Here is a 23,959-nt window from a genome sequence, read left to right on the forward strand (position 1 = left end):
CCATGAACAGGAGAACCGTGATGGACAACCCGAGCCGATCTAATTCCACATCGCTTGACAGCTACTGGATGCCTTTTACCGCCAACCGGCAGTTCAAGGCCAATCCCCGTCTGCTGGCGAGCGCCGAAGGCATGTATTACACCAGCAATGATGGCCGTCAGGTTCTCGATGGAACGGCTGGCCTCTGGTGCGTTAATGCCGGCCACGGACGGCAGCAGATTGCCTCCGCAGTGAAGCACCAGCTTTCCACTATGGATTACGCACCTTCATTCCAGATGGGTCACCCGGTCGCATTCGAATTTGCCGAACGGCTGGCGGAAATCGCCCCCGGCCCGGAAGGCGGCAAACTGGACCGCGTCTTCTACACTGGTTCGGGATCGGAATCGGTCGATACCGCGCTCAAAATCGCGATCGCCTATCAGCGAGCCATTGGCCAGGGGACGCGTAGCCGCCTCATCGGCCGCGAACGTGGGTATCACGGTGTCGGTTTCGGCGGCATTTCCGTGGGCGGCCTCGTCAACAACCGCCGCGTCTTCCCGCAAATCCCCGCCGACCATCTGCGTCACACCCACGATCTTACGAAGAACAGCTTCGTCAGGGGCCAGCCAGAGCACGGCGCCGAGCTCGCGGACGATCTGGAACGATTGGTCGCCCTGCACGGTGCGGAAACCATCGCCGCCTGCATCGTGGAACCCGTGGCGGGCTCCACCGGTGTCCTCGTGCCACCGAAAGGCTATCTGGAACGCCTGCGCGCCATCTGCGACAAGTACGGCATTCTGCTGATCTTCGATGAGGTCATCACCGGTTTCGGACGCATGGGCTCATCCTTCGCCAGTAATTACTTCGGCGTGACGCCCGATATCGTCACCACGGCGAAGGGGCTCACAAACGGAGCTATCCCCATGGGTGCGGTCTTCACCAGCCGCAAGGTTCATGATGCCTTGATGCATGGCCCCGAAAGCCAGATAGAACTGTTCCATGGCTATACCTATTCCGGCCACCCCGTCGCCTGCGCGGCAGGCATCGCAACGCTGGACATCTATCGCGACGAGGGCCTCTTCACCCGCGCCTCCGAATTGCAGGACGCCTGGCACGATGCTATTCATTCGCTCAAGGGCTCGCCCAACGTCATCGACATCCGCACCATAGGCTTCATCGCCGGCATAGAACTCCAGCCGCGCGACGGCGCGATCGGCGCCCGTGCCTATGGTGTCTTTGTGGATTGCTTCGAACGTGGCCTGCTCATTCGCGTCACCGGCGACATCATTGCTCTTTCACCGCCGCTGATCGCCGAAAAATCCCACTTCGACGACATCGTTTCCATTCTCGGCGACGCGCTGAAAAGAGCGGAATAACTGGATTTAACAGGAAGGCTGCAATCTAAATTGCAGCCTTTTTCACTTTTCTACCAGTAACATGGAATGTTCCTGAATCGAGCGCAGGCCGCCCTCGCCCGTGGGACGCCATATGTGCCCTGTCAGATCACCATGCGGCCGGGACCGGCGCTTGAGCTTGGCCAGGCGGCTGGCGATGGCACGCACCTTTTCGACAAGGGGGCTCTCTTTTCAGATCGTTCTGCCAGTGCCACGCCGGCGAAGCGTATCGGCAACCGTATGGATATGCGCAGCGCCAATACCGCAGCAGCCACCGATCAGGGTGGCCCCCGCATCTGCCCAGGAGCAGGCGAAGCGGGAATAGACATCATCGGTCAGATCCGCTCTCGTGCCGTGCAGCCCCTCATTGGCGGCGGAGTCGCCCTGTTCGCCTTCGAACGCATTGGCATAGACGCCGATATCCAGAGCAACACCCTTTTCCTTGAAGACGGCGGCTGCGGTTTCCACGGCAGCCCTCATCACTTCCGGCTTGCTGCAGTTGAAGAGCAGCACTGTGGCACCTGATCCGGCGGCCCATTCGGCGGCGGAGCGCACGGTCTCGCCGGATCGCAGCTTGGGCTCCGCACCGTTCACCTGAGCGGGTTCGTCGTTCAACGTGAAGGAAATCCAAAAAGGCTTGCCCGTCTCGGCCACCGCCTGCCGCACCGCCTCACCCTCAGCGACAAGGCTCAGGGTCTCTCCAAGCCAGACATCCACATGTGGCTGAAGATTTTCGACCAGCACCTTCAGATAGTCCTGAACGCGAGAGGGATCGAAATTTTCTGGCTCGTAGGAGCCAAAGATCGGAGGAAGCGAGCCGGCCACGGCCACATTACGCTTCGAAGCCTCCGCCGCTTCACGCGCCAGGCGACCGGAAAGGGCGATCAGTGAAGCACCTTCTTTGTTGAACCGGTCTTCGCCGATATGAAAAGGGACCAGCGCATAGGAATTGGTGGTCACCACATCCGCGCCAGCCTCGATGAATTCCGCATGCACCTGGCGGACGATGTCCGGGGCGTTGATGAGCGCGAGCGCCGACCACTCGGGCTGCTTCAGTTCAGCGCCCAGCCGCTGCAGTTCACGGCTCATGCCACCGTCCAGAATACGAATATCGCTCATGAGAACTCCTTGATAGGCTATCGGCGCACCGGAACCTGCGCCTCGATGAAACCGAAGCAGCGGGCAATGATGGCGGTGAGGATGAGATAAAAAATCGTCACGACGAAAAGCGGCTCGTAGACCAGCAGCGTGTCCTGCCGCACCTTGTAGGCGACGGCGTAAAGATCCATGACTGTCACCGTGAACGCAAGCGGCGTGGCTTTCAGCTGCATCACCACTTCACCCGCGATCGTCGGCAGCGCCGCGCGGATCGCGCGCGGCAGCCAGATGCGGCGCGCCAGCGTGAAGCGGCTCATGCCGAAGGCCCTGCCCGCCTCGAGTTCGCCTTTTGGAACGCCCAGCAACGCACCACGAAGAACTTCGGCTTCATAGGCTGCGTAGTTCAGCGTGAAGCTGACCGCCGCAAAAAAGAAACCTTCGCGCAGCACCGGCCACAGAAAGCTTTGCCGCAGCCCCGGCACCATGGGCAAGAGCGACCCCACGCCGTAATAGAGCAGCCAGAGCTGTATCAGCAGCGGCGTGCCCCGAAAAAAGGTGCAATAACCACGCGCGAGAATCCGGGTCATTCGGCCGCCGCTGACCTGCGCGAAGGCAAGTCCGATGGCGAGAACGAAACCGCAGCAGACGGAGATCACGAGCAGGGCGATCGTCTGCCATGCTCCGGAGAGAAGAAGCGGCCAGTATTTCCCGACCCAGGAAAAATCCATCGCCAATCTCCCTCACGCCAGACTGGGCTGACCACGGCGCACGTGCCGTTCGATCTGCCTGAAGATGAAATTGGAGACGAGGGTGATCGCCAGATACATCAGGGCCGCGGCCATGAAGAACAGGAAATACTGCTTGGTACTTGCACCCGCGAGCCGGGTCGCGAGCGCCAGTTCCTGATACCCCACAACGGCGACAAGCGCACTGTCCTTGGTGACGGCGAGCCACAGGTTGGAAAGCCCCGGCAGAGCATTGGGCAAAAGCGCCGGCAGAACGACACGGCGAAACCGCAGGAGGGGAGACATGCCGAAAGCCCTCGCCGCTTCGATCTGGCCGTTGGGGATCGCCATTATCGCCCCGCGCAGCACTTCCGTCATGTAAGCGCCCTGCACGAAGCCCAGAACCGCCACTGCCGCTATGAAGCCGTTGACTTCGAGCACCGGCAATCCGGCCAGCTGCAGCAGGCGATTGAGCCCGTCGGTTCCGGCATAATAAAGCCCCACAATCAGGATCAGTTCCGGCACGGAGCGGATGAGCGTGGTGTAGAGATTGAGGACGGTTTCGAGCCCGCGGTTGCCCGAAAGCTTGCCCAAGGCGCCCGCCATGCCGATGACCATGCCGATGAGATAGGCCCCGGCCGAGATGGCAAGCGTCGCTGCAGCACCCGTCAACAGGGTACCACCCCATCCCGGAGGATAGGGCGACAGAAGCTGCAACATTGTATCCAGGCTTGCCATCTGCCGAACCCGACCCGGATTACTTCGCGCCGTAGATATCGAAGCTGAAGTACTTCCTGGTGATCTCATCATATTTACCGCTGGCGCGGACGGCGGCGATGGCGGCGTTCAGCTTCTGCTTCAGTTCGTTGTCGTCCTTGCGTACGCCACCTGAAACGCCAAGTCCGAGGATTTCCGGGTCGTCAGCAACATTGCCGGCATCCGCGCAGCAATCCTTGCCGGCATCGCTTTTCAGGAACGTGTCGAGAACAAGTGAGTCACCAAAGACGTAATCGATACGACCCGCAGCCAGATCCTGAAACGCCTCATCCAGCGTCTGGTAGGTTTTTTCGTCGGCTACGTCCTTGAAATACTTTGCATAATAGGCAGACTGAATGGTGGCGACCTGGATACCGATGGTCTTGCCTTTCACGTCTTCAGCCGTTGCCCCCGGCTTTCCGTCCTTGGCCCCGATCAGCTTGCTCGGGGTATTGTAATATTTGTCGGTGAAGCCAATCACCTTCTGGCGCTCCTGCGTGTTGGACATGGAAGACCAGATCACATCGAATTTCTTGCTCTCAAGCGCGGGAATGAGACCGTCCCAGGATAGCGCGACGATGGAGCATTTCTCCTTCATCTCGGCGCAGACGGCATCCATCAGGTCGATTTCCCAGCCCTGCCACTTGCCGCTGGCGTCCTGCGCGAAGAAAGGCGGATAGCTTTCGTTCATGACGCCGAAGCGGACGTCTGCGCTGGCGGAGAAAGCGGAAAGTGCGAAAGCCGTACCGGCCAGCATTGAGGCGAAGAATTTCATTTGAATCTCCTGTTACGAAAAAATCAGCTCGCGAGCGCGCCGGTGAATTCCCGGCACCTTGCACTCAGAGGATTGCCGAAGACCCGTTCCGGCGGTCCTTCTTCTTCCACGCGGCCTTGATGCAGAAACATGACATGGCTCGACACATCGCGCGCAAATCGCATCTCATGTGTCACCAGAAGCATGGTGCGGCCTTCCTCGGCGAGATCACGGATCACCTTCAACACCTCGCCGACCAGCTCCGGGTCCAGCGCCGAGGTGGGTTCGTCGAACAACATCACCGCCGGCTCGACGCAGAGCGCGCGGGCTATGGCTGCCCTCTGCTGCTGACCGCCGGACAGGAACGCCGGATAAGCATCCTTCTTCGCGTAAAGCCCGACCTTGTGCAGCAGCGCTTCAGCCTTCTCGATGGCTTCCGCACGTTTCACGCCCATCACATGCACCGGGGCTTCTATGATGTTCTCAAGTACAGTGCGGTGGGCCCATAGATTGAAATTCTGAAAGACCATGCCAAGACCGGTGCGCAAACGCTCCACCTGGCGCCAGCTCTGCGGCATGGCATTGCCGTCCCGACCGTACTTCACGGCCACTTCCTCGCCATTCACGATCACGCGGCCACGATCCGGAACTTCGAGGAAATTGATGCATCTGAGGAAGGTGCTCTTGCCGGAGCCTGAGGAGCCAATGACGGAAATGACATCCCCTTTGTGCGCCTTGAGCGAAATACCTTTCAGAACCTCGTGAGAACCAAAGCTCTTGTGGATATCGTCAACCGCCAATGCGCAGGGAACGTCAGTCGTCATCAAAGGGTCCGGCTCATGTCAATAGCTGCGCACATCTAGCAAAGTGCGCGTTTTCTGACGCGGAAATAACCGCTCTATTGCATCGCGGAAAGGAAAAAACATTCCCGCCAACGGAAAAGAAAGAAAATTGCGGCCAACTGCCGTTATCCGGCCACCGTTCTCCGTTCCGCCCTATGGCGCAGTCGGAGAGATATCACTGCGGAGATACCGCTATTGCGGAGATGCGCCGCGTCCTTCGGCCACGTCAACCGGCGGCGCCTGATTTTGCTGATCTCTTTTCACACCAAACTCGCATAACGCCAACCGGCGCATCGTCGCGAGCAACTCGAGGTCGATGGCTGCACCATCATCCTTCAGCAGAAAATCCTGAAGAGTTTTGCGTATCGTCTTTTCCACGAGTTTGGCCTGCAACGTCTCATCTGATGTGAAACGGGCGGCCCAACGAACGAGAATTCGTCGTAGCAGACAATATTCGAAATTTGACGGATACAACATATGTGCATCTCCGCAAAAAGCAGGCGGGAGCACATAGTAACCCTCAGTTGCCACCGCCTACGAATTCGGTTGATGGCAATGTATGAACCATAGCATCATTCGGATCGAAGTCGACCCCTGAATTCTGGCCCGTATAGAGTGCCCGCCTCGCATGGACATTATCCCGAGGCGATGCGTCAACTCCGGCAACCGGCAACGCCGTTCAAGCGGGCTTTTCTTTCGCCCCGAGGAACATTTCTTGCCCATCACGGTTGGTGGAGCCTCAACCATCAGGAGGCTCAACAATGAAGACCATTCTTTCCCTCGCGTTCGCACTCGTCGCCGGAACTGCTTTGGCGCAATCCGCGACGGAATCCACCGGCGTCAATTCCGCACTTGGCGTCGCGCCAAAAACCGAGGATTTCATCTTGCAGGCCTCGGCAAGCGATATCTTCGAAATTGAATCAAGCAAACTCGCCCTCACCAAAGGGAACGAGGAAACCAAAGCCTTTGCGCAGCAAATGATCACCGAGCATGAGAAAACCAGTTCGGAACTGAAAACCCTGTTATCCGGCGGCAAGGTGAACGGGACACCGGTCACCGCTCTGACAGATGATCACAAGGAAGAAGTAGACGACCTCGCAAAACTCGACGCCAACGAGTTCAACGAAGAATATATCGATGATCAGGTCGATGCGCATGAAGACGCCGTTGATCTTTTCAAGCGCTACGCCGAAGGCGGCGATAATCCGGAGCTTAAGGCGTGGGCGGCAAAAACTCTACCGGCGCTCCAGCATCATCTGGAGATGGCCCAGGGCCTCGATAAAAACTGACGATAGATGGCTGCTGGTGATCTTTGTGTGAGGGAGAAGCTGGCGCGACACGGCTAGGCTCGCACCCGGACGTGCGAGTTGATCAGGCGGCGCGCCGGCGAAATTCTTCAGGCCGGATCCCGGCAGCAGAACTTCACAATCCTCCGCGCGTTCATCGCAAGAAGGACGGCTGAAAAATGAACGATGCGAACACCCGAAACTACACTATCGAACAAATTCAGGAACTATATGCGTTGGGCTTGGTGCAGGCGGCAGAACTGTTTGAACGGTTTGCAGGTGATAGGGCGGCCATCGACAAAATGATGAAGCGCTGTCCGCACAGGGAGGATAAAGAACAACGCTAGGTGCCGACGCTTATCGGCGCAGCGAAAATTTGTGTGTCCGATCTTGATCCGGGGCGCCGCCGCTCCAATATTTTTCAGGCTTCTTGATCTGGTTGTTTAAGATTGGAGGTAAAGATGAACAGCCCGGAAGTTTTGTTTAGAGCGCCTGTTCGGGTGCGCATGCAATGCGGCCTTGAGAGATCGTTTCTGAGCGTTTACGACGCCCTGGATTTTCTGGAAAACGAATGGCCGCTTCGCCGTGGTGAACGCTATAAGCGCGCCGTGCAAAAATGCCGCGCCGCGCTGTCCAGGCTCGAAGCCGCGGAAGTGGCACGGGAAGCATTCATCTCCGCCTGCCTTGAGGCGAGCATGCCGCTGGTTATGGCCGGTCCGGTCCATTTCGATGAAATGTTGCCCATGAGCCGCGCAGTCGGCTAGAGGGCTGTGCCAGAACATATTCCCTGGCTAAGCCCCGCTGTTCCGGCGGGGCACCGGTAACGTGCTGCGTCGTTTACCTGGGAGGTACAACGCCATGAATGATACCGACAGCGGACCGCCCGACGCGGTTGAGCCGCCGTTGCCGGCGGCCCACCTCTCTCTTAGGTCAGTAGGTCTGCATCGGCTGTGACAAACCGTCACCGACCGCGCCATTGCCATATTGCGCGACAGGCACGCCTTCCTGACCAATCGGCACACCCTGCTGTGCGGGACCGAGCGCTGTCACCACAATCGGCGTCCCATCGGGCACGCGATTGTGGAGATCGACTATGTCCTGGTTCAGCAGGCGAACGCAGCCCGAAGACACGGATTTGCCAATTGTCCACCATTCGGGCGAGCCGTGCAGACGATAGATCGTGTCCTTGCCATCCTTGAAGATATAAAGTGCACGCGCACCGAGCGGATTCTTGAGGCCCGGCTCCATGCCGCCATTGCGGCTGCTATAAGGCTCCAGCTCCGGCTGACGGGCGATCATTTCGTCTGGTGGTGTCCAGCGCGGCCATTGCCGCTTGTACTGGATGACGCCGCGGCCCGACCACTCGAAGCCTGCGCGGCCAAGACCCACGCCGTAACGCATGGCCTGCCCGTTTTCATAGGTCAGATAAAGGAAATGGTTGGCAGTATCGACCACGATCACGCCGGGACGCTCGCCGGTCGGGTTCGCCACCATCTGCCGCAGGAACTGGCGCGGAATGCGCTTATAGGGAATTTCCGGCAGTGGGAACTGCTCGTCAGGTTTCGGGCCGTACATCAGCGCGTACATCGGATCTTCCGCCGGAGCGGCCGGCCTCGCAGTTTCACGTGCCGTGGTGTTGCAACCCGCAAGTCCGGCCAGTGCCAAACCGCCTGCTCCAAGCAGGAAACCCCGCCGGGTCGTCATCGTCTCGTTCAATTGAAAAACCTCATTTACGTCATCTCACACTGGCAAAGGGATCCGCCAGCGCCGCCTCGGGGCGGCTTATAGGGTACTTCGTGCCGGAAACCTGCGATGCCATTGCCTTGGCGCCGCTCGATTTCAGTATGGCCCGGAAGCTCGGATGCATGCCGCCGTCTACATACGCGCTGAGGGGGGCGGAAGTTCCCTCGCTCATCGCCGCGGCAAGTTTTTGTTGCTCCTCGGCCAGCCTCGATGCCACCAGCGGGTCATTCTGGTTGACGGCCGGCGGGCAGGCTGCCAGCGGATCGGCAGGCTCGCCTTCGGCAAATTCACTATTGAAGACATAACGGCGGCCGCAGACGGAGACCTTGGGCTGGCGCCGCGTCACCTCGAAATAATCGTAACCTTCCTTCAGCGTCTTCCAGAAGGGCATGTTGGGGTCGTTCCGGTGCGCCACCATGTTCCTTGCGGTCATGCGGAAGGGATAGGCCTGGACCTGGAAGCGGTCCTGCCCACCCTGCAGCGCACGCGCGACAATGGCATAGATCTCACCCACCTGCGCGTCTGTCATCGCGTAGCAGCCGGAAGACGAACAGGCGCCGTGCACCATCAGCGCCTCGCCGGTATAGCCGAGCGCGGATTCCAGCCGGTTGGGGTAACCGAGATTGAATGAGACGTAATATTGCGAATTCGGGTTCAACATGCCGGCCGAGACATGATAAAAACCCTCCGGCGCCTGACGGTCTCCCGTTTTCATCTTCGGCCCGAGTTTTCCGGACCAGCGACACATGGGATATGTCTTCAGCAACGCATAACTGCCGGTCTTGTCGATCTTCCAGACCTCGAGCTCGCTCTCCTGCTTGAAGATGCGAACGAGAACCGGACTTTCCGGACGCATGCTTTTGGCTGACATCTGCGCCATCATCTTGGACGACAGCTTCGGCGGGTCTTTTTTCACGCTGTCGAGACCCATTGAGGTGCACGCGGAAAGGCTACCGCCGATCGCGATGACCGCAGCCAGTTTTGCCCCCGTCTTGAACTTTTGCCGCAACCCCGCCACCGCGAAGTTCAGCACAGCCTGCATACCCATGGATATTTCTGCCCGCCTGATTTGCCCGCCTTTCCGGCAAACGCTTAACTATCGAAGGTGGCCACAACACGGCAACCTCATCCATGGACAAAGTCTCGTGAACAGACGTTACCCTTTCGTTAATCATAGGGACACAAGCCCGTGAGGGTCTCCGGGCATGACGCCGGAGAAGCATCTAGCGGAGAAGCCCCTGGCCGCCGTCGATCCAGACCGGTGTGCCGGTCACGTGGCGGGACGCATCGGAGGCGAGAAAACCGATCAGCTCGGCGACATCCTCGCTCGTTCCCGCCACACCGCCCGTCACCGGAATATCTCCCGCGGGGAAGCGAACCGGCACCTCGGTTTTTTCCCGTGCGCGTATCTTCGTATTCTCGTCGATTGCCGTTTTGATCGCACCCGGGCACACTGCGTTGACACGGATGCGGTGCCGCCCAAGCTCCAGCGCCAGTTGCTGGGCCATGGCAAGCTGCCCTGCCTTTGTGACCGAATAGGCGGTCGCGCCGGGCGAAGTGAAGGTGCGCGTGCCGTTGATCGAGGAGACAATGACGATGGAACCGCCGCCTGCCGCCTTCAGATGTGGCACGCTGGCATGAACCGTGAGATAGGTGCCGCGGAGATTGATGCGTATCGTGTCGTCCCACTCCGAGGGTTTGAGTTCATCGATAGGCGCCCAGACACCGTTGACGCCAGCATTGGCCACCACGACGTCAAGGCGGCCAAAATCCTCCACCAGCGCTGCAACGGCGCTCCGCATGGCCTCCTCATCCGACACGTCGGCGATGAGAATTTTCGAGGCGCCGGAACGAGCGGTAATGTCGTCGGCAACGTCCTCCAGTTCGGATTGCGTGCGCCCGAGCAGCCCGAGCGAAAAACCCTGGGTGGAGAGATGAAGGGCGGCGGCGCGTCCGATACCTGAACCGGCCCCGGTCACGAGAGCGACTTTACGAACAGTCAATGTCACAGCCCCCCTTTTCGCGAGGCGATGGAGGTAACGGTCGCCGAGACGGGATCACTGGCCGGAAAGCTGTCCTCCAGCCCCTCTTCCAGCTCCTCCTCCAGAACGTCACGGTCCCTCGCGGTCCGGGCGCTCGCCTGCACGCGCTCACCCTGCTCGCGCGTTCCATCATTCTGAGCCGTTCCAAGGCGGGAAAATTGCGAGGGTGCGTCGGCACCCTGGCGCGTTCCAAATGCGGTGAGTTGGACCATCACGGCGCTCGCCCGTTTAATCGCTTCCGCGTCGTCGATCCCTTCCAGACCATCGGCAAGGCGAACCGAAACGTGATCGCCGTCGCTGCCGGCAAACTCGACGGAGATAGATCCGTCATTGCGTTTTACATAAGTCGTCGAAAGTTGCATGACATGCCCTCCGGCTGGATTCATCGACAAGGCCGATGCGGGAAATGAGTAAAAGCTCACTTCAGAACGACATAGCGTGGAAGGGGTTCCGATGAATCAGGTCTTTGGTCCGGAAATGGACAAGAGTTTTTTCCTTCGCGACGCAGTGGATGTCGCCCGCGCGCTCATCGGAGCGGAATTTCGCGTCGGTAATACCGGCGGCGTCATCGTCGAGACCGAAGCTTATCATCCAGATGATCCGGCGTCGCACAGTTTCAATGGGAAAACCCCGCGCAACCGGGCAATGTTTGGGCCAGCCGGACGTCTCTACGTCTACCGGTCGTACGGCATTCACTGGTGCGCCAACTTCGTCTGTTCCCCGGGTTCAGCCGTGCTTCTTCGCGCGATCGAACCGCGAACCGGTATCGACATGATGAAACTGCGACGGGGAACTGACAAACTCAGACTCCTATGCTCCGGCCCGGGAAGGCTTTGTCAGGCAATGGCCATCACCGGAGAGATGGACGGTGCCGCGCTCGAGGCGCCACCTTTTTTCCTTCAGCTGCCGAAAACGGCAACCGCCGTCAGCATCGGCAGGCGCATCGGCATCAGCCGAGCGATCGATTATCCCTGGCGTTTCGGACTCGCGCACTCACCTTTTGTGAGCAAAAAATTCGAGTCACCCGATCCGGCCTAAAACACCTTCGGGGGCTCGTCGTTTTCGTCGGGATTGGGTGTGGGCACCTCGTCCGGCAAACGATCGGGCTCCGGCTCTTTGATCGGGGGGATGTCGGGCTGGGGTGGAACCGGCATCGGCGGTTCCGGATAGGGCTCAACCGGAATTGTCGTCATTGCGGTCTCCTGATGTCAGCGCGGCGGACCTCACGGAAGTCGCTGCTCTTGATCTATCGCGACACTGCGTTGCAACGCCGCCACTCAGACGGCGCAACACCCAGTTCGCCCATCGGTCATAAAGCCGGGAAGGTCCTCTGGATCAAGTTCCGCCGCCCTGCGGGTCGTAGAAAGGAAACGCAGGCGCGGTCCGTCCGTTCCGTTTTTTTCGAGGAAGATTTTGTGATCGCTCAGGCAAAACCGAGAGCGCCACGGGAAATGTCGCGATTTTCACAATAATCGCGTGAATGGGCTTCATGCCCGTGTTCGCGCGCCGTGGAACGTGTCAATTCCGGGCTCGTTACGTTGAGCAACGCATCGGCATAGGTGCCGGTCGCCTCGACGTCATCGATTACAGGCTGCTGTTGCGGTTTTAGAAATTCAAACATCCATCGTCCTCCATCGACACGTCCCTCAACGCGCCGGTCCGGGTCTCTGTTCCATGAACCCGATACCCTTCCGATTATACATGAGACGATGCTGTCGTATAGATGACTAAAGGCGAACGTTCTCAATCGGCGTTCACAAAATGGAGTGGAATCAGTGAGCTATGGCCCAAAGCTCAGGCAGGGCCAACCGATTCTCGCAAAATCAGTTCCACAGGCCACAGTTCCTGAACCTCGCGGACGGGGCGACCGCCGATGATCTGCAGAAGAAGGTCCGTCACCCTTATTCCTGCCATGCGCATGGGCGAGCGGGTGGTGGAAAGCGGCGGCATCATGCTTTCAGGCGTGAGGTAAGGAAACACATCGTCATGGGCGATGACGGAAACATCCTTGCCGATTGTCAGCCCCATCTGGGTCGCAGCACGGTAGACGCCCTGTGCCGTCATCATGGCACCCGCAACAAAGGCTGTCGGGCGCGGTGTCTGCTCCAGCAGCGAACGGGCGAAGCGGAACGCGGTCTCTTCGCTGAAGTGCTCGTTCATCATGAAGCGCGGATCGGGCGTAATGCCGTGGGTAGCCAGCGCCTCGCGGAAACCCTGTTCACGATCCCGTACGAAGGTTCGTCCGACCGGCCCATTGATGAGGGCTATACGCCGGTGGCCGCGCTCGAGAAAATGGATCGTCGGGCGATAGGTCACATCATGGTTGTCGATATCGAGCCAGGCATGTTCGAAGGGTGTCTTTGAGCGCCCGTGCACGATGAAGGGTACGCCGAGCCGGTTGAGCAGCGCGATACGCTCATCCTCCGGACGCGGTGAGTGCACGATAATGCCATCCACACGACCGCTCGCCGCCAGCCGGCTGAAAATAGCCAGCTCCTCATCGAGATTGTTGTCAACTGTCACGCTGACGAGAATGTCGGTCTCTTCCCGTTCCAGCCGGGTGGCCATGCCGCCCATGAATTCCGAAAAGAAATGTCCTCCGCCCGACCGGCCCATAACGACACCGATAGCGCCGGCCCTGCCGGTTGCCAACCGCACGGCATTGGCATTCGGCAAATACCCGTATTTGAGCGCAGCCTCCATGACCCGCTGACGCGTTTCCTCACGCACTTCGGGATAGCCGCCCAGCGCTCTGCTAACGGTGGTGGGCGACAGGCCAACCTTTTCTGCGAATTCCTTGAGCTTCATGTTTTTTTGCCAATTCGCCCCCTGCATGCGTCGCCGCTGCGGAATTTTCAAGTCGACAAAAATTGAAAACGATTTCAATTTCTTCCCACCTGAAACCTTACAGTCCATCATCTTGAAAGGCAAATGGTGAAAATTTGCAGGCAAAAACGCCCGATTGTCGCTCGATTAGAAAGAGTATTGACAGATTGCCCGGCTTTTGCGAGCTTCCTTTTAGTCAAAAGCGCTTTCAATTTTGAGGACAATCGGGAGCGTCAACGGAGGAGTTTGACAATGAATATTTCCATGAAGACTTTGTTCCTGTGCGGCAGCGTACTTTCCGCCGCCGTTTCCGCGCAGGCGGCCGAGATTTCCATCGCCGCCAATTCCACCGGCAAGAACGTCGCATTCTTCAAAGAACGCATTGCGGCTTTCGAAAAACAAACCGGCCACAAGGTCAATCTCGTCACCATGCCGTCATCCTCCAGCGAGCAGTTCAGCCAGTACCGGCTGTGGCTTGCCGCGGGTAACAAGGATGTCGATGTCTACCAGACGGACGTTATCTGGGCGCCGCAGCTTGCCGACCAGTTCGTGGACCTGACCGCGGCGACGAAGGATGTCATCGGAGATCATTTCCCCTCCATCGTCGCATCGCAAACCGTGGACGGCAAACTCGTCGCCATGCCGATGTTCACAGACGCGCCCGCGTTGTTCTATCGCAAGGACCTGCTCGAAAAATACGGCAAGCAACCGCCGAAAACCTGGAAGGAGCTGAGCAAAACCGCGAAGGAAATCCAGGACAAGGAGCGTGAAGCGGGCCAGAAGGACCTCTGGGGTTTTGTCTTCCAGGGCAGCGCCTATGAAGGCCTCACCTGCAATGCCCTGGAATGGATTGCTTCCGCCGGCGGCGGCCATATTGTCGAAAGCAATGGCGATATCTCCGTCAACAATGAAAAGGCTGCTGCCGCCATCGAAACTGCCAAGGGATGGGTCGGCACCATCGCGCCGCAGGGCGTGCTTGCCTACAAGGAAGAGGAAGCGCGCGGCGTCTGGCAAACCGGCAACTCCGTCTTCATGCGCAATTGGCCCTACGCCTACGCGCTCGGCAATGGCGACGACAGCGCCATCAAGGGCAAGTTCGGCGTAACACCGCTCCCGGCTGGCGCCGAGGGCGAGGCACCGGCCTCAACGCTCGGCGGCTGGAATCTCGCCGTATCCAAATATTCAGCCAACCAGGAAGCTGCCATTGAGCTCGTGAAGTTTATCGCATCCAAGGAAACCCAGAAGATGCGCGCCGTTCAGCTTTCCAACATGCCGACGATCGCTTCGCTTTACGACGACAAGGATGTTGCGGCCGCGCAGCCCTTCATGCCGACATGGAAGCCGATCTTCCAGACCGCCGTCCCGCGTCCTTCCGCCTCGGCCAAGGTGAAATATAACGAGGTTTCGGCCAAGTTCTGGGGTGCGGTCCACAACACGCTCTCCGGCAATGGCACGGCCGCTGAAAATCTTGAGCTTCTCGAGGTTGAACTGACCGATCTCAAAGGCAACGGCTGGTAATCCGGCCCGCGCGGGAACGGTCTCGCCTGATCGTCTCCCGCGCCCCAACCGCGAGATATCCCCATGAACGACATCGCCCTTCAAAGACCGGTCACGGCATCCGGCACAGGTTCCGATCTACAGTCAGAACGCTTGAAATCCGCCTGGCTGTTCCTTGCCCCCACATTTCTCGTGCTGGCGCTGGTGGCGGGCTGGCCGCTCGTGCGCACCGTGTGGTTCAGCCTCACCGACGCCTCGCTCACCAATCTGGAGGGAGCACAATTCGTCGGCCTCAAGAACTATCTCACCTGGATCACGCTCAGCAGCGGCCGCACGATCTATCGAGGCCTTCTTGCAGATCCCGCATGGTGGGGGGCGGTTCTCAACACGCTGAAATTCACCATCGTTTCGGTCAGCCTCGAAACCGTCCTCGGCCTCATCGTCGCTCTGGTACTGAATGCAGAATTCAAGGGACGCGGCCTCGTGCGCGCTGCCATTCTTGTGCCATGGGCCATTCCCACCATCGTCTCTGCGCAAATGTGGGCGTGGATGCTGAACGACCAGTTCGGCATCTTGAATGACCTGTTCCTTAATCTAGGCCTGATCTCCAACAAGATTGCCTGGACCGCCAACCCCGAAACCGCGATGATCGCCGTGCTTATCGTCGACATCTGGAAGACCACGCCCTTCATGGCGCTGCTCATTCTCGCCGGTCTGCAGATGGTGCCGAAGGACATGTATGAAGCGGCCAAGGTGGATGGCATCCACCCCGTCAAGGTGTTCTTCCGCGTTACCCTGCCGATGATCCGCCCTGCCCTGATGGTCGCCGTCATCTTCCGTATGCTGGATGCGATGCGCGTTTTCGACCTCATCTACATCCTGACGCCGAATAATGCCCAGACCCGCACCATGTCGGTGCTGGCGCGCGAGAATCTGTTCGATTTCGACAAGTTCGCCTATGGCGCCGCCGCCTCTACCATGCTGTTCCTCATCATCGCCTCGATCACGGTCATCTATATGTGGCTCGGGCGTGTCAACACCGATGGAGCCCAGCGATGACCTTGCCCAGCATCCTGAAAACCACCGCCTTTTATGCGCTGGTCGCCGTCATCATGGTAATTTCGGTATTCCCGTTTTATTATGCGATCCTGACCAGTCTGAAATCGGGCTCGGCGTTGTTCCAGGTTAATTACTGGCCGCGCGAATTTTCGCTCACCAATTACAGTTTCGTCATTGGCAACGGCACGTTCCTGCGCAATCTCGGCAATTCGTTGCTTGTTGCATCATCCGTCGTCATCTTGTCGCTGTTTCTGGCGGTCACCGCGTCCTATGCGCTGGCGCGCGTCCGCTTCCGGGGCCGCGCGTTGCTGCTGCTCACCATTCTGTCGGTTTCGATGTTCCCGCAGATTGCCGTTCTCGCCGGCCTGTTTGAACTGATCCGCTGGGCAGGCATCTTCAACACGCCCTTGGCGCTGATCTTTTCTTATATGATCTTCACCCTGCCTTTCACGGTTTGGGTCCTGACAACCTTCATGCGCGACCTGCCGATCGAAATCGAGGAAGCAGCCATCGTTGACGGCGCATCGCCCTGGGTCATCATCACACAGGTGTTCATGCCTTTGATGTGGCCGGCGCTCGTCACGACGGGGCTCCTCGCCTTCATCGCGGCATGGAACGAGTTCCTCTTCGCGCTCACTTTCACCTCATCGAACGAGCAGCGCACGGTGCCGGTCGCCATCGCGCTGCTGTCGGGCGGCTCACAGTTCGAAATTCCCTGGGGAACGATCATGGCCGCGTCCGTCATCGTTACCGCGCCCCTCGTCGTCCTCGTTCTGATCTTCCAGCGACGCATCATCTCCGGCCTCACGGCCGGCGGCGTCAAAGGCTAGGAGAAACATCATGACCACCATTCAATTGCGCGATCTTCGCAAATCCTTTGGCGCCTTCGATGTCATCAAGGGCATCGACATGGATATCCGCTCCGGCGAATTCATGGTTTTTGTCGGCCCTTCAGGCTGTGGCAAGTCCACGCTGCTACGCCTCATATGCGGGCTGGAGGAAATCACCGGCGGCACGCTCTCCTTCGACGGTGAGACAGTAAACCGCCTGCCGCCCGCCAAACGCGGCGTCGCAATGGTCTTCCAGTCCTATGCGCTATATCCGCACATGACCGTGTTCGAAAACATGGCTTTCGGCATGAAGTTGTCGGGCGCGGACAAAGAACAGCGCAAGAAGCGCGTCGAAGCGGCAGCGGAGATGCTGCAGCTCACGCCCTATCTGGAGCGCCTGCCGAAGCAGCTTTCTGGCGGCCAGCGCCAGCGTGTCGCCATCGGCCGCGCCATCGTGCGCGATCCGAAGGTCTTCCTGTTTGACGAGCCGCTCTCCAACCTCGATGCGGCGCTGCGCGTGGCCACGCGTCTCGAGATCGCCAAGCTGCATCGCTCGATGCATGACACGACGATGATCTACGTCACCCACGATCAGGTGGAGGCGATGACACTCGCCGACCGCATCTGCGTCCTGCGCGACGGTCGGGTCGAGCAGATCGGCACGCCGCTCGAGCTTTACGAAAGTCCTGTCAACACCTTCGTCGCCGGCTTCATCGGCTCGCCGAAGATGAACTTCCTGGCAGGCAAGTATGCGGAATCAGAAGGCGCAAAAACGATCGGTGTCCGGCCGGAACACATCACCATCGCCAGCGACGGCAGCGGTTGGAGTGGAGAAATCGTGCATTCGGAAATGCTCGGATCGGACAGCTACATCTATGTCGAGATCGGCGCCGGCGAGCCTGTTGTCGTACGTGAAGAGGGCGTGACCGGCCGCAAGGCGGGCGAGCATATCACCATCGTGCCGGATACGGCGCAGATCCACCGTTTTGACGCCGAGGGTCGGGCCATTGCCCGCAACCCCGCTCGCGGCGCCGCCTGAACCTAACTTCCGCCGGGACAACCCAAGTAGCCGGCTTTCACCAAGGAGCATGAGAATGACCATCAACACCGTTGTATGGGGCGAAAATATTCACGAACACATCAATGAGACGGTGCGTTCGATCTATCCAAACGGCATGCACAACACCATCGCCGACGCGCTGAACCAAAATCCCGAGATCAACGCCACCACCGCCACGCTGCAGGAGCCGGAGCACGGCCTTTCACAGGAGCGTCTCGACAAGACCGACGTTCTCGTCTGGTGGGGCCACAAGGACCACGGCGCAGTTCAGGATGACATTGTGGAGCGCGTCGCTAAGCGCGTCTGGGAAGGCATGGGCCTCATCGTCCTGCATTCCGGCCACTTCTCCAAGCCGTTCAAGCGCCTGATGGGTACGCCCTGCGCGTTGAAATGGCGCGAGGCGGGCGAACGCGAACGCCTGTGGACCATCAATCCCCGCCACCCGATTGCCGCCGGCCTGCCCGAGCATTTCGAGCTGGAAAACGAGGAGATGTATGGCGAGCAGTTTTCCGTACCGGAGCCGCTTGAGACCGTCTTCATTTCCTGGTTCCAGGGCGGTGAGGTTTTCCGTTCGGGTCTCACCTGGCGTCGTGGTGCCGGCAATATCTTCTATTTCCGCCCCGGCCATGAAACTTATCCGACCTATCACGACGCCAATGTGCAGAAGGTCATCAGCAATTCTGTAAAATGGGCCTATAATCCGGTCGGCGCCCTGAAGAGTATTCACGACGCGCCGAATGTTCCCGTCGATAAGGCGCTCGAGCCTATCGAGGAACGTGGTCCCAAGTTGCATAAGGCAGGCGAAGCAGGTTACAGGTAAGGGCTTGGAGATACTGGCATGAGACTTCTCATTCTCGGAACCGGTGGCATGGCCAACAACCATGCCACATATTTTTCTCAGATCCCCGGCGTCGAACTGGTTGCGGCGGTAGATGTGGACGACGTGGTGGCACGGGCCTTTGCGCTGCGCCATAACATCCCGCTCTCTTTCACTTCGCTGGATGACGCCATTGCCTGGGGTGAATTCGATGCGGCGGCGAATGTCACGCCCGATGCCATCCATCACCCCACGAGCCTGAAGCTGCTTGCGGCGGGCAAGCACGTTTTCTGCGAAAAACCGCTGGCGGAAAACTACGCGAATGCCGCCGAAATGGCCGACGCGGCCGAAAAGGCCGGCCTCGTTGCCATGGTCAATCTCACCTATCGCAACGTCGCCCCCTTGCAGGCGGCGCGCGAGATGGTGCTGGCCGGCAAGATCGGCAAGGTTCGCCATCTGGAAGCCTCCTATCTCCAGAGCTGGCTCGTTTCCAAGGCCTGGGGCGACTGGATGACAGAGAGTAAGTGGTTGTGGCGGCTTTCCACCAAGCATGGCTCGAACGGCGTGCTGGGCGATGTCGGCATCCACATACTCGACTTCGCCTCTTATGGCGCGGGCAGCGATGTGCAACGAATCTTCACTCGGCTGAAGACCTTCGACAAATATGAGGGCAACAAGATCGGCGCTTACGATCTGGATGCAAATGACAGCTTCACCATGACGGCCGAACTGGAAAATGGCGCCATGGGCGTCATTCATGCCAGCCGCTGGGCGACGGGCCACCTCAACGAACTTCGTTTGCGCATCCACGGCGACAAGGGCGCACTCGAAGTCATTCACACGCCCGACTATTCCAGCCTGCGTGCCTGCATCGGCGAGGATGTGGAAAAGGCGATCTGGAAGACGATCGATGTCGATCCCGTGCCGACGAACTACGAAAAATTCGCCAAGGCCGTGATGGAAGGCGGCGTCGCCGATCCCGACTTCCGCCACGCCGCCAATCTGCAGAAGGTACTCGATCTGTCGATCATTGCGGATCGGGAGAGACGCGAGTTGGCCGTTTCGGCTTGATGTGAAAGAACAACCTGCGGCATCACTTTGCCGCAGGTTTCTTCTCCCGGAGGGGAGAAGGTGGCCCGAAGGGTCGGATGAGGGGGCAACATTGCCGGATTTCGCAGAGCTCGCCCCCTCGTCCCGCTGCCGCGGACGTCTCCCCCACGGGGAGAAGAAACAAGCGGCTTACACTCGCTCAATACATTGTGCGCTTCTTGAGGACGCAAACTAAAGCGTGGAATTTCACTCCCGCGCAACTTCACACCCCGCGCTTGTTCCCCCATAACAACACATGCAGCTGCGGCAGCACGCGGGCGGAAAACCAGCGATCTTCGCTAACCTTATCCACCAGCCACAACATCCGCTCCATTACACCATCGATATCGACACGCGCATCGTCATCATCCGGCGGCGGCGGGGTGTGGTTGCCGGGCTGGAGGTAAACCGGCAAATACGGGAAACGCGCGGATGCCGCTTTGGCATAGGCGTAATCCGCATCGTCAAAGACCACGATCTTCAAGGCCACCTGCGGCCCCTCGCCGGCAGCGGCAAGACAGTCTTCGAAAGCCTGCCAGTCCGTTTCCATGCCGCTCGATGGCGGCTTGGGGCTCAGAACCAGATGGTCGAGATCGGCAAACCAGTCTTTGGCGATACTGCCCTGCGTTTCCAGCGCGAAACGATAGCCTTCACCATGCCCTTTTGCGATCAGCGACCCAAGCGGCTGGATGGCCGGATTGCCGCCAGACAGCGAGACCGTCAGCGGTACGCCACCGGAAAGCCGCCGCACCTCCTGCCAGATTGCATCGACCGGCAACGGTTTCCACGTGTCGCGATAATCGCTATCGACCGCGTGCAGCGTATCGCACCAGGAACAGCGATAGTCGCAGCCGCCAGTGCGAACGAAAACCGTCGGCAGACCGATCAGCAGACCTTCGCCCTGAATGGTCGGGCCGAAGATTTCACTGATGCGGATCGTGGTGTCCCTCGCTGCAATCTTGTGTGCAGCCGCCGTCATGGCCGGTATTCCGCCCAGGTTTTGGCGGTTTCGCTAACCCGCACGGCGCTGGTTTCCGGCAGACGCTCCTTGCACCAGTCATAAAAATGCTTAGCCAGGCATTCAGCCGTCACCCGGTCATGGCCGAGAACATCATTCAGATGGCGATGGTCGAACTTGTCGTCGATGTAGTGCTTGAGCGGTGCAAGCTCATGATAATCGCGCACGAAACCGTGCTCGTTCAGCGCTTCCCCCTTCAGTTCCACCTCGACGATGTAATTATGGCCATGCAGACGGCTGCACTGGTGGTCGGCGGGCAAGCTTTTCAACTGGTGAGAGGCGGAGAAGTGAAATTCCTTGGTGATGCGGAACATCAACGCACCTCCTGCGCCGCAAAAGCATGGGTCGCGGCCACCCAGAAATCCGGGTCCTCATAGTCTGTCGGATCGGTGACGCCGGCAAGATGGAAGGCTTCGCGCCGCTCCACGCAGGTGCCGCAGCGGCCGCAGTGACGCAAGCCGCCCTTGTAACAGGACCATGTTTCACCGAAGGGCGTTCCATATTTCGCGCCATCGGTCACGATGGCCGCCTTGGAAACGGTGACGTAGGGCGCAAAAAGTTTCACATCAGCATAGCCTTCAAGCGCATGCGCCTGCATGGCGTTGAAGCTGTCAATGAAGCCCGGCCGGCAATCCGGGTAGATGAAGTGATCGCCGCCATGAACGGCAATCGCCACTGCTTCCGCCTGTTGCGCGGCAGCCAGGCCGAAAGCGATGGTGAGCATGATGGCATTGCGGTTCGGCACCACGGTGGAGCGCATGGTCTCTTCGGCGTAGTGGCCATCAGGCACCTCCACATCGTCGGTCAGTGCGGAACCGGTGAGATGCGCGCCGATGGTTCTGATGTCGATGACATGATGCGGCACGCCGAGCCGTCTGGCGCAATCGGCGGCAAAATCCAGTTCCTTCCTGTGGCGCTGGCCATAATCGAAGGAGACGAGAGCTAAAAGTTCATGTTCCGCGGCGATTTTATGCGCAAGCGAAACGGAGTCCAATCCGCCGGAGCAGATGACGATGGTTTTCATAAGTTGGGATCCCTTGTTTTGACCGGGTGGGCTGCGACCGGATTACAGGGGCGGCTTTAAAGCAAAGCGGGGAATTTGTGAAGGCCCTAGCTGAAATCACGAAAAGCGGCAAAGTTACCTTCACCGCTTTTCAAGGAATGATCTTCCGTCCTTAGCGCAGCAACGCCTGCGCCTCCTCAATGCCGAGCGCGGCCGGCTGCGTGCAGGTCGTCGTCATCTCGATGAAACGGCCCTCTTCGCCGGACTTCAGGATCGACGTCATCACGTCGATACCGTGCAGGGAACGATCCAGCGAGCAGCGGGCGTCGCGCCCCTCCAGAATGGCAATCGCCATATCGGCGAGACCGGCCGTGCGGTAATTTGCACGCGGGCCGTTCGGGCTTTCCTGATTGGCGATGCCGAAGGGGTGAGCCCAGTCTTCCAGCGGCTGGATATTCTTGTCGCGACCGCTGGCTTCGACAACACCGCCGAAGAAATTCGGATCCGGCACGTAGATCGAGCCTTCCGTGCCATAGAGTTCCATATTGGCATGACGATGCGACCAGACATCCCAGCTCGCCGAAAGCGTGATCGTCGCACCATTCACGAATTCCAGCAGGGCATGGATATTTGTCGGGGTCTCGACAGGGATGATCTCGCCGTTCAGCGGCTGGCTGGTCACCGTACGGGTCGGATTTGCCATGCTTGTCAACGCGCCGACGCGCTTTACCGGGCCGATGAGGTTGATGAGGTTGGCAACGTAATAAGGACCGAGATCGAGGATCGGCCCGCCGCCCTTGAGGAAGAAGAAACCCGGATTGGGGTGCCACATCTCCATGCCGGGGCTCATAACGTGGCATGTACCTGACGTGATGCGGCCGACCTTGCCGTCATCGATATATTGCCGGGCAAGCTGATGCGCACCGCCGAGGAAGGTGTCCGGTGCGCAGCCGACGGAGAGGTTCTTCTCGCGGGCGATGCGCCGCAGTTCCTCGCCCTCTTCCAGCGACAGCACCAGCGGCTTTTCCGAATAGACGTGCTTACCGGCCTCGAGAATGGCTTTCGATACCGGAAAATGCGCAGCGGGGATTGTAAGGTTCACCACCACGTCGATTTCCGGGTTGGCGAGCAATTCCTCGATGGACTGCGCGACAACACCGAATTCTTCCGCTCTCAGTTCCGCTGCATTGCGGTTGAGGTCAGCGCAGGCCAGCACCTTTATGCCCTTGAAGAGCGGTGCCAGCGAAAAATAAGCAGACGAGATATTGCCGCATCCGATGATGCCGACGCCAAGATCTCTGGCCATGATGAAACTCCGAAATCTGAGACTTAATAGGTTTTGAACGACGCGATAGAACGGGTAATCAGTCGATCGATGTCCTTCGGGTTGTCGTGTTCGACCACGAAATGTTTCGTGGCGGATTTCGCCTTCAGCGCCGCGACGAGGCCCTTCCAGTCGACGGTGCCATGGCCGACATCGGCCCAGCCATCTTCATCCTTATTCTCCCCTGCGGGCGCGATGTCCTTCACGTGCACGGCGTTGATGCGCTTGCCGTAGCTTTCGATCCAGGCGAGCGGATCGGCATTGCCCCTGATAATCCAGGCGATATCCGCCTCCCATTTCAGGTCGGGGCCACCGGCAAATATCTGCTCCTGCGGCGTTGAGCCATCGGCAAGCGCCTTGAACTCGAAGTCGTGGTTATGCCAACCGAAGACCAGCCCGGCATCCACGAAGGGCTTTCCGGCTTCCTGCAGGCGCTTGCCAAAGGCGAACCAGCCGGCGGCATCGTTAGGGCGCTGGTCGGGCATCAGGTAAGGGCAATAGATCGCTTCCACACCCAGAGCGCTGGCAATATTCAGCGCCTTTTTGGGATCGCCTTCAAGAAGATCGAGACCGAAATGACCGGTGGGCATGGTCAGGCCGTTGGCGTCCAGTTCGGCACGCAGACCTTTCAGGCCGGCTTCATCCAGCGAAGCATACATGGCGCCGTAACCTTCCACATGTTTGTAACCTGCCGCTGAGAGCTTCTTCAGAATATCGGAAAAGGGTTGAAAATTACGGGCGCTGTAAAGCTGAAAACCGAGTTCTGTCATTGTCTCCTCCATAGAGATGTGGGTCTTGGGAATGTGTGGGAGTGGTC

Annotated in this window: 29 protein-coding genes; 11 read left to right on the forward strand and 18 right to left on the reverse strand. The window is 59.0% G+C overall.

Translation table 11 applies throughout. The features are described from left to right. Positions 1–20: 20 nt before the first annotated feature. The gene (locus WA845_RS14100) at positions 21–1,355 is read left to right on the forward strand and encodes an aspartate aminotransferase family protein (protein WP_337322430.1); all 1,335 of its coding nucleotides are present in this window, start codon (positions 21–23) and stop codon (positions 1,353–1,355) included. Between the two features lie 210 nt (positions 1,356–1,565). On the opposite strand, the gene WA845_RS14105 is transcribed toward WA845_RS14100, so the two are convergent. From WA845_RS14105 to WA845_RS14130, 6 genes are all read right to left on the reverse strand, one after another. Beyond that, a complete protein-coding gene (locus tag WA845_RS14105; protein ID WP_174151595.1) occupies positions 1,566–2,492 on the reverse strand; it encodes a homocysteine S-methyltransferase family protein in 927 nt (308 codons plus the stop codon). 17 nt (positions 2,493–2,509) lie between these two features. Next, entirely contained in the window at positions 2,510–3,199 is a 690-nt protein-coding gene (locus tag WA845_RS14110) for an ABC transporter permease (RefSeq protein ID WP_037091118.1), read from the reverse strand. 12 nt (positions 3,200–3,211) lie between these two features. Next, complete coding sequence (locus tag WA845_RS14115) at positions 3,212–3,934, reverse strand: ABC transporter permease (protein ID WP_174151596.1); 723 nt, start codon at positions 3,932–3,934, stop codon at positions 3,212–3,214. 19 nt (positions 3,935–3,953) lie between these two features. Then, entirely contained in the window at positions 3,954–4,727 is a 774-nt protein-coding gene (locus WA845_RS14120) for a transporter substrate-binding domain-containing protein (RefSeq protein ID WP_112636715.1), read from the reverse strand. A gap of 23 nt (positions 4,728–4,750) precedes the next feature. Beyond that, positions 4,751–5,530, reverse strand: a complete 780-nt coding sequence (locus tag WA845_RS14125) for an ABC transporter ATP-binding protein (RefSeq protein ID WP_006698586.1) — start codon at positions 5,528–5,530, stop codon at positions 4,751–4,753. A 210-nt stretch (positions 5,531–5,740) separates the two neighbouring features. After that, positions 5,741–5,941, reverse strand: a complete 201-nt coding sequence (locus WA845_RS14130; protein ID WP_035211052.1) for a hypothetical protein — start codon at positions 5,939–5,941, stop codon at positions 5,741–5,743. Positions 5,942–6,309: 368 nt separating this feature from the next. Here WA845_RS14130 and WA845_RS14135 point away from each other — a divergent pair, with 368 nt between their 5' ends. From WA845_RS14135 to WA845_RS14145, 3 genes are all read left to right on the forward strand, one after another. Next, positions 6,310–6,837, forward strand: coding sequence for a DUF4142 domain-containing protein (locus WA845_RS14135; protein WP_044459826.1), 528 nt, complete (start codon positions 6,310–6,312; stop codon positions 6,835–6,837). Between the two features lie 176 nt (positions 6,838–7,013). Beyond that, the gene (locus WA845_RS14140) at positions 7,014–7,181 is read left to right on the forward strand and encodes a hypothetical protein (RefSeq protein WP_006698588.1); all 168 of its coding nucleotides are present in this window, start codon (positions 7,014–7,016) and stop codon (positions 7,179–7,181) included. Between the two features lie 114 nt (positions 7,182–7,295). Next, a complete protein-coding gene (locus WA845_RS14145; RefSeq protein WP_004438551.1) occupies positions 7,296–7,598 on the forward strand; it encodes a DUF982 domain-containing protein in 303 nt (100 codons plus the stop codon). Positions 7,599–7,764: 166 nt separating this feature from the next. On the opposite strand, the gene WA845_RS14150 is transcribed toward WA845_RS14145, so the two are convergent. The 4 genes from WA845_RS14150 to WA845_RS14165 form a co-directional block, all read right to left on the reverse strand. Continuing rightward, entirely contained in the window at positions 7,765–8,550 is a 786-nt protein-coding gene (locus tag WA845_RS14150) for a L,D-transpeptidase (protein WP_174151597.1), read from the reverse strand. 19 nt (positions 8,551–8,569) lie between these two features. Next, positions 8,570–9,625, reverse strand: coding sequence for a L,D-transpeptidase family protein (locus WA845_RS14155; protein WP_174151598.1), 1,056 nt, complete (start codon positions 9,623–9,625; stop codon positions 8,570–8,572). 175 nt (positions 9,626–9,800) lie between these two features. Then, entirely contained in the window at positions 9,801–10,586 is a 786-nt protein-coding gene (locus WA845_RS14160) for an SDR family oxidoreductase (RefSeq protein WP_004438541.1), read from the reverse strand. After that, complete coding sequence (locus WA845_RS14165) at positions 10,583–10,981, reverse strand: hypothetical protein (protein ID WP_034498252.1); 399 nt, start codon at positions 10,979–10,981, stop codon at positions 10,583–10,585. Before WA845_RS14165 ends, WA845_RS14160 begins: the two co-directional genes overlap by 4 nt. A 91-nt stretch (positions 10,982–11,072) precedes the next feature. Here WA845_RS14165 and WA845_RS14170 point away from each other — a divergent pair, with 91 nt between their 5' ends. Beyond that, positions 11,073–11,657, forward strand: coding sequence for a DNA-3-methyladenine glycosylase (locus WA845_RS14170; RefSeq protein ID WP_004438534.1), 585 nt, complete (start codon positions 11,073–11,075; stop codon positions 11,655–11,657). Here WA845_RS14170 and WA845_RS14175 read toward each other — a convergent pair. From WA845_RS14175 to WA845_RS14185, 3 genes are all read right to left on the reverse strand, one after another. Next, positions 11,654–11,812 (reverse strand): hypothetical protein, encoded by a 159-nt coding sequence (locus tag WA845_RS14175; RefSeq protein ID WP_004438532.1) that lies wholly within the window; start codon positions 11,810–11,812, stop codon positions 11,654–11,656. The genes WA845_RS14170 and WA845_RS14175 overlap by 4 nt on opposite strands. A gap of 230 nt (positions 11,813–12,042) precedes the next feature. Beyond that, the gene (locus WA845_RS14180; RefSeq protein WP_004438530.1) at positions 12,043–12,240 is read right to left on the reverse strand and encodes a hypothetical protein; all 198 of its coding nucleotides are present in this window, start codon (positions 12,238–12,240) and stop codon (positions 12,043–12,045) included. A gap of 173 nt (positions 12,241–12,413) precedes the next feature. Next, a complete protein-coding gene (locus tag WA845_RS14185; RefSeq protein ID WP_044459944.1) occupies positions 12,414–13,427 on the reverse strand; it encodes a substrate-binding domain-containing protein in 1,014 nt (337 codons plus the stop codon). Positions 13,428–13,697: 270 nt separating this feature from the next. Between WA845_RS14185 and WA845_RS14190 the strand changes: the two genes are divergently transcribed. The 6 genes from WA845_RS14190 to WA845_RS14215 all read left to right on the forward strand — a co-directional run bounded on the left by WA845_RS14190 (position 13,698) and on the right by WA845_RS14215 (position 19,779). After that, a complete protein-coding gene (locus WA845_RS14190; RefSeq protein ID WP_174151599.1) occupies positions 13,698–14,963 on the forward strand; it encodes an ABC transporter substrate-binding protein in 1,266 nt (421 codons plus the stop codon). 63 nt (positions 14,964–15,026) lie between these two features. Then, complete coding sequence (locus tag WA845_RS14195; protein ID WP_004438520.1) at positions 15,027–16,001, forward strand: carbohydrate ABC transporter permease; 975 nt, start codon at positions 15,027–15,029, stop codon at positions 15,999–16,001. Then, entirely contained in the window at positions 15,998–16,831 is an 834-nt protein-coding gene (locus WA845_RS14200; protein WP_004438518.1) for a carbohydrate ABC transporter permease, read from the forward strand. Before WA845_RS14195 ends, WA845_RS14200 begins: the two co-directional genes overlap by 4 nt. A 10-nt stretch (positions 16,832–16,841) precedes the next feature. Then, positions 16,842–17,870: an ABC transporter ATP-binding protein gene (locus WA845_RS14205; protein ID WP_064263139.1), complete on the forward strand. Its 1,029-nt coding sequence runs from the start codon at positions 16,842–16,844 to the stop codon at positions 17,868–17,870. Between the two features lie 55 nt (positions 17,871–17,925). Then, complete coding sequence (locus tag WA845_RS14210) at positions 17,926–18,711, forward strand: ThuA domain-containing protein (protein WP_004438513.1); 786 nt, start codon at positions 17,926–17,928, stop codon at positions 18,709–18,711. An 18-nt stretch (positions 18,712–18,729) separates the two neighbouring features. Continuing rightward, positions 18,730–19,779 (forward strand): Gfo/Idh/MocA family protein, encoded by a 1,050-nt coding sequence (locus WA845_RS14215; RefSeq protein WP_004438510.1) that lies wholly within the window; start codon positions 18,730–18,732, stop codon positions 19,777–19,779. A 241-nt stretch (positions 19,780–20,020) separates the two neighbouring features. Here WA845_RS14215 and queE read toward each other — a convergent pair whose 3' ends face one another. From queE to WA845_RS14240, 5 genes are all read right to left on the reverse strand, one after another. Further along, positions 20,021–20,776 carry a 7-carboxy-7-deazaguanine synthase QueE gene (gene queE / locus WA845_RS14220; RefSeq protein ID WP_174151600.1) on the reverse strand — a complete coding sequence of 252 codons (756 nt, stop codon included), beginning with the start codon at positions 20,774–20,776 and terminating at the stop codon, positions 20,021–20,023. Beyond that, positions 20,773–21,129 (reverse strand): 6-carboxytetrahydropterin synthase QueD, encoded by a 357-nt coding sequence (queD, locus tag WA845_RS14225; protein ID WP_174151601.1) that lies wholly within the window; start codon positions 21,127–21,129, stop codon positions 20,773–20,775. Before queD ends, queE begins: the two co-directional genes overlap by 4 nt. Next, a complete protein-coding gene (gene queC / locus WA845_RS14230; RefSeq protein ID WP_004438501.1) occupies positions 21,129–21,839 on the reverse strand; it encodes a 7-cyano-7-deazaguanine synthase QueC in 711 nt (236 codons plus the stop codon). The genes queD and queC overlap by 1 nt, the downstream gene beginning before the upstream one ends. 151 nt (positions 21,840–21,990) lie before the next feature. Then, entirely contained in the window at positions 21,991–23,124 is a 1,134-nt protein-coding gene (locus tag WA845_RS14235) for a Gfo/Idh/MocA family protein (protein ID WP_174151602.1), read from the reverse strand. A 23-nt stretch (positions 23,125–23,147) separates the two neighbouring features. Continuing rightward, complete coding sequence (locus tag WA845_RS14240; protein ID WP_035211069.1) at positions 23,148–23,912, reverse strand: sugar phosphate isomerase/epimerase family protein; 765 nt, start codon at positions 23,910–23,912, stop codon at positions 23,148–23,150. Positions 23,913–23,959 lie beyond the last annotated feature (47 nt).

The sequence above is a fragment of the Agrobacterium sp. CMT1 genome (assembly GCF_037203725.1).
In the GTDB taxonomy this organism is placed as follows: Bacteria; Pseudomonadota; Alphaproteobacteria; order Rhizobiales; family Rhizobiaceae; genus Agrobacterium; species Agrobacterium pusense.

Coding starts and splice junctions, on each gene's coding strand:
- WA845_RS14100 (WP_337322430.1), top strand. CDS start 21: ATGGACAACCCGAGCCGATCTAATTCCACATCGCTTGACAGCTACTGG.
- WA845_RS14105 (WP_174151595.1), bottom strand. CDS start 2,492: ATGAGCGATATTCGTATTCTGGACGGTGGCATGAGCCGTGAACTGCAG.
- WA845_RS14110 (WP_037091118.1), bottom strand. CDS start 3,199: ATGGATTTTTCCTGGGTCGGGAAATACTGGCCGCTTCTTCTCTCCGGA.
- WA845_RS14115 (WP_174151596.1), bottom strand. CDS start 3,934: ATGGCAAGCCTGGATACAATGTTGCAGCTTCTGTCGCCCTATCCTCCG.
- WA845_RS14120 (WP_112636715.1), bottom strand. CDS start 4,727: ATGAAATTCTTCGCCTCAATGCTGGCCGGTACGGCTTTCGCACTTTCC.
- WA845_RS14125 (WP_006698586.1), bottom strand. CDS start 5,530: ATGACGACTGACGTTCCCTGCGCATTGGCGGTTGACGATATCCACAAG.
- WA845_RS14135 (WP_044459826.1), top strand. CDS start 6,310: ATGAAGACCATTCTTTCCCTCGCGTTCGCACTCGTCGCCGGAACTGCT.
- WA845_RS14140 (WP_006698588.1), top strand. CDS start 7,014: ATGAACGATGCGAACACCCGAAACTACACTATCGAACAAATTCAGGAA.
- WA845_RS14145 (WP_004438551.1), top strand. CDS start 7,296: ATGAACAGCCCGGAAGTTTTGTTTAGAGCGCCTGTTCGGGTGCGCATG.
- WA845_RS14155 (WP_174151598.1), bottom strand. CDS start 9,625: ATGGGTATGCAGGCTGTGCTGAACTTCGCGGTGGCGGGGTTGCGGCAA.
- WA845_RS14165 (WP_034498252.1), bottom strand. CDS start 10,981: ATGCAACTTTCGACGACTTATGTAAAACGCAATGACGGATCTATCTCC.
- WA845_RS14170 (WP_004438534.1), top strand. CDS start 11,073: ATGAATCAGGTCTTTGGTCCGGAAATGGACAAGAGTTTTTTCCTTCGC.
- WA845_RS14175 (WP_004438532.1), bottom strand. CDS start 11,812: ATGACGACAATTCCGGTTGAGCCCTATCCGGAACCGCCGATGCCGGTT.
- WA845_RS14180 (WP_004438530.1), bottom strand. CDS start 12,240: ATGTTTGAATTTCTAAAACCGCAACAGCAGCCTGTAATCGATGACGTC.
- WA845_RS14185 (WP_044459944.1), bottom strand. CDS start 13,427: ATGAAGCTCAAGGAATTCGCAGAAAAGGTTGGCCTGTCGCCCACCACC.
- WA845_RS14190 (WP_174151599.1), top strand. CDS start 13,698: ATGAATATTTCCATGAAGACTTTGTTCCTGTGCGGCAGCGTACTTTCC.
- WA845_RS14195 (WP_004438520.1), top strand. CDS start 15,027: ATGAACGACATCGCCCTTCAAAGACCGGTCACGGCATCCGGCACAGGT.
- WA845_RS14200 (WP_004438518.1), top strand. CDS start 15,998: ATGACCTTGCCCAGCATCCTGAAAACCACCGCCTTTTATGCGCTGGTC.
- WA845_RS14205 (WP_064263139.1), top strand. CDS start 16,842: ATGACCACCATTCAATTGCGCGATCTTCGCAAATCCTTTGGCGCCTTC.
- WA845_RS14210 (WP_004438513.1), top strand. CDS start 17,926: ATGACCATCAACACCGTTGTATGGGGCGAAAATATTCACGAACACATC.
- WA845_RS14215 (WP_004438510.1), top strand. CDS start 18,730: ATGAGACTTCTCATTCTCGGAACCGGTGGCATGGCCAACAACCATGCC.
- queE (WP_174151600.1), bottom strand. CDS start 20,776: ATGACGGCGGCTGCACACAAGATTGCAGCGAGGGACACCACGATCCGC.
- queD (WP_174151601.1), bottom strand. CDS start 21,129: ATGTTCCGCATCACCAAGGAATTTCACTTCTCCGCCTCTCACCAGTTG.
- queC (WP_004438501.1), bottom strand. CDS start 21,839: ATGAAAACCATCGTCATCTGCTCCGGCGGATTGGACTCCGTTTCGCTT.
- WA845_RS14235 (WP_174151602.1), bottom strand. CDS start 23,124: ATGGCCAGAGATCTTGGCGTCGGCATCATCGGATGCGGCAATATCTCG.
- WA845_RS14240 (WP_035211069.1), bottom strand. CDS start 23,912: ATGACAGAACTCGGTTTTCAGCTTTACAGCGCCCGTAATTTTCAACCC.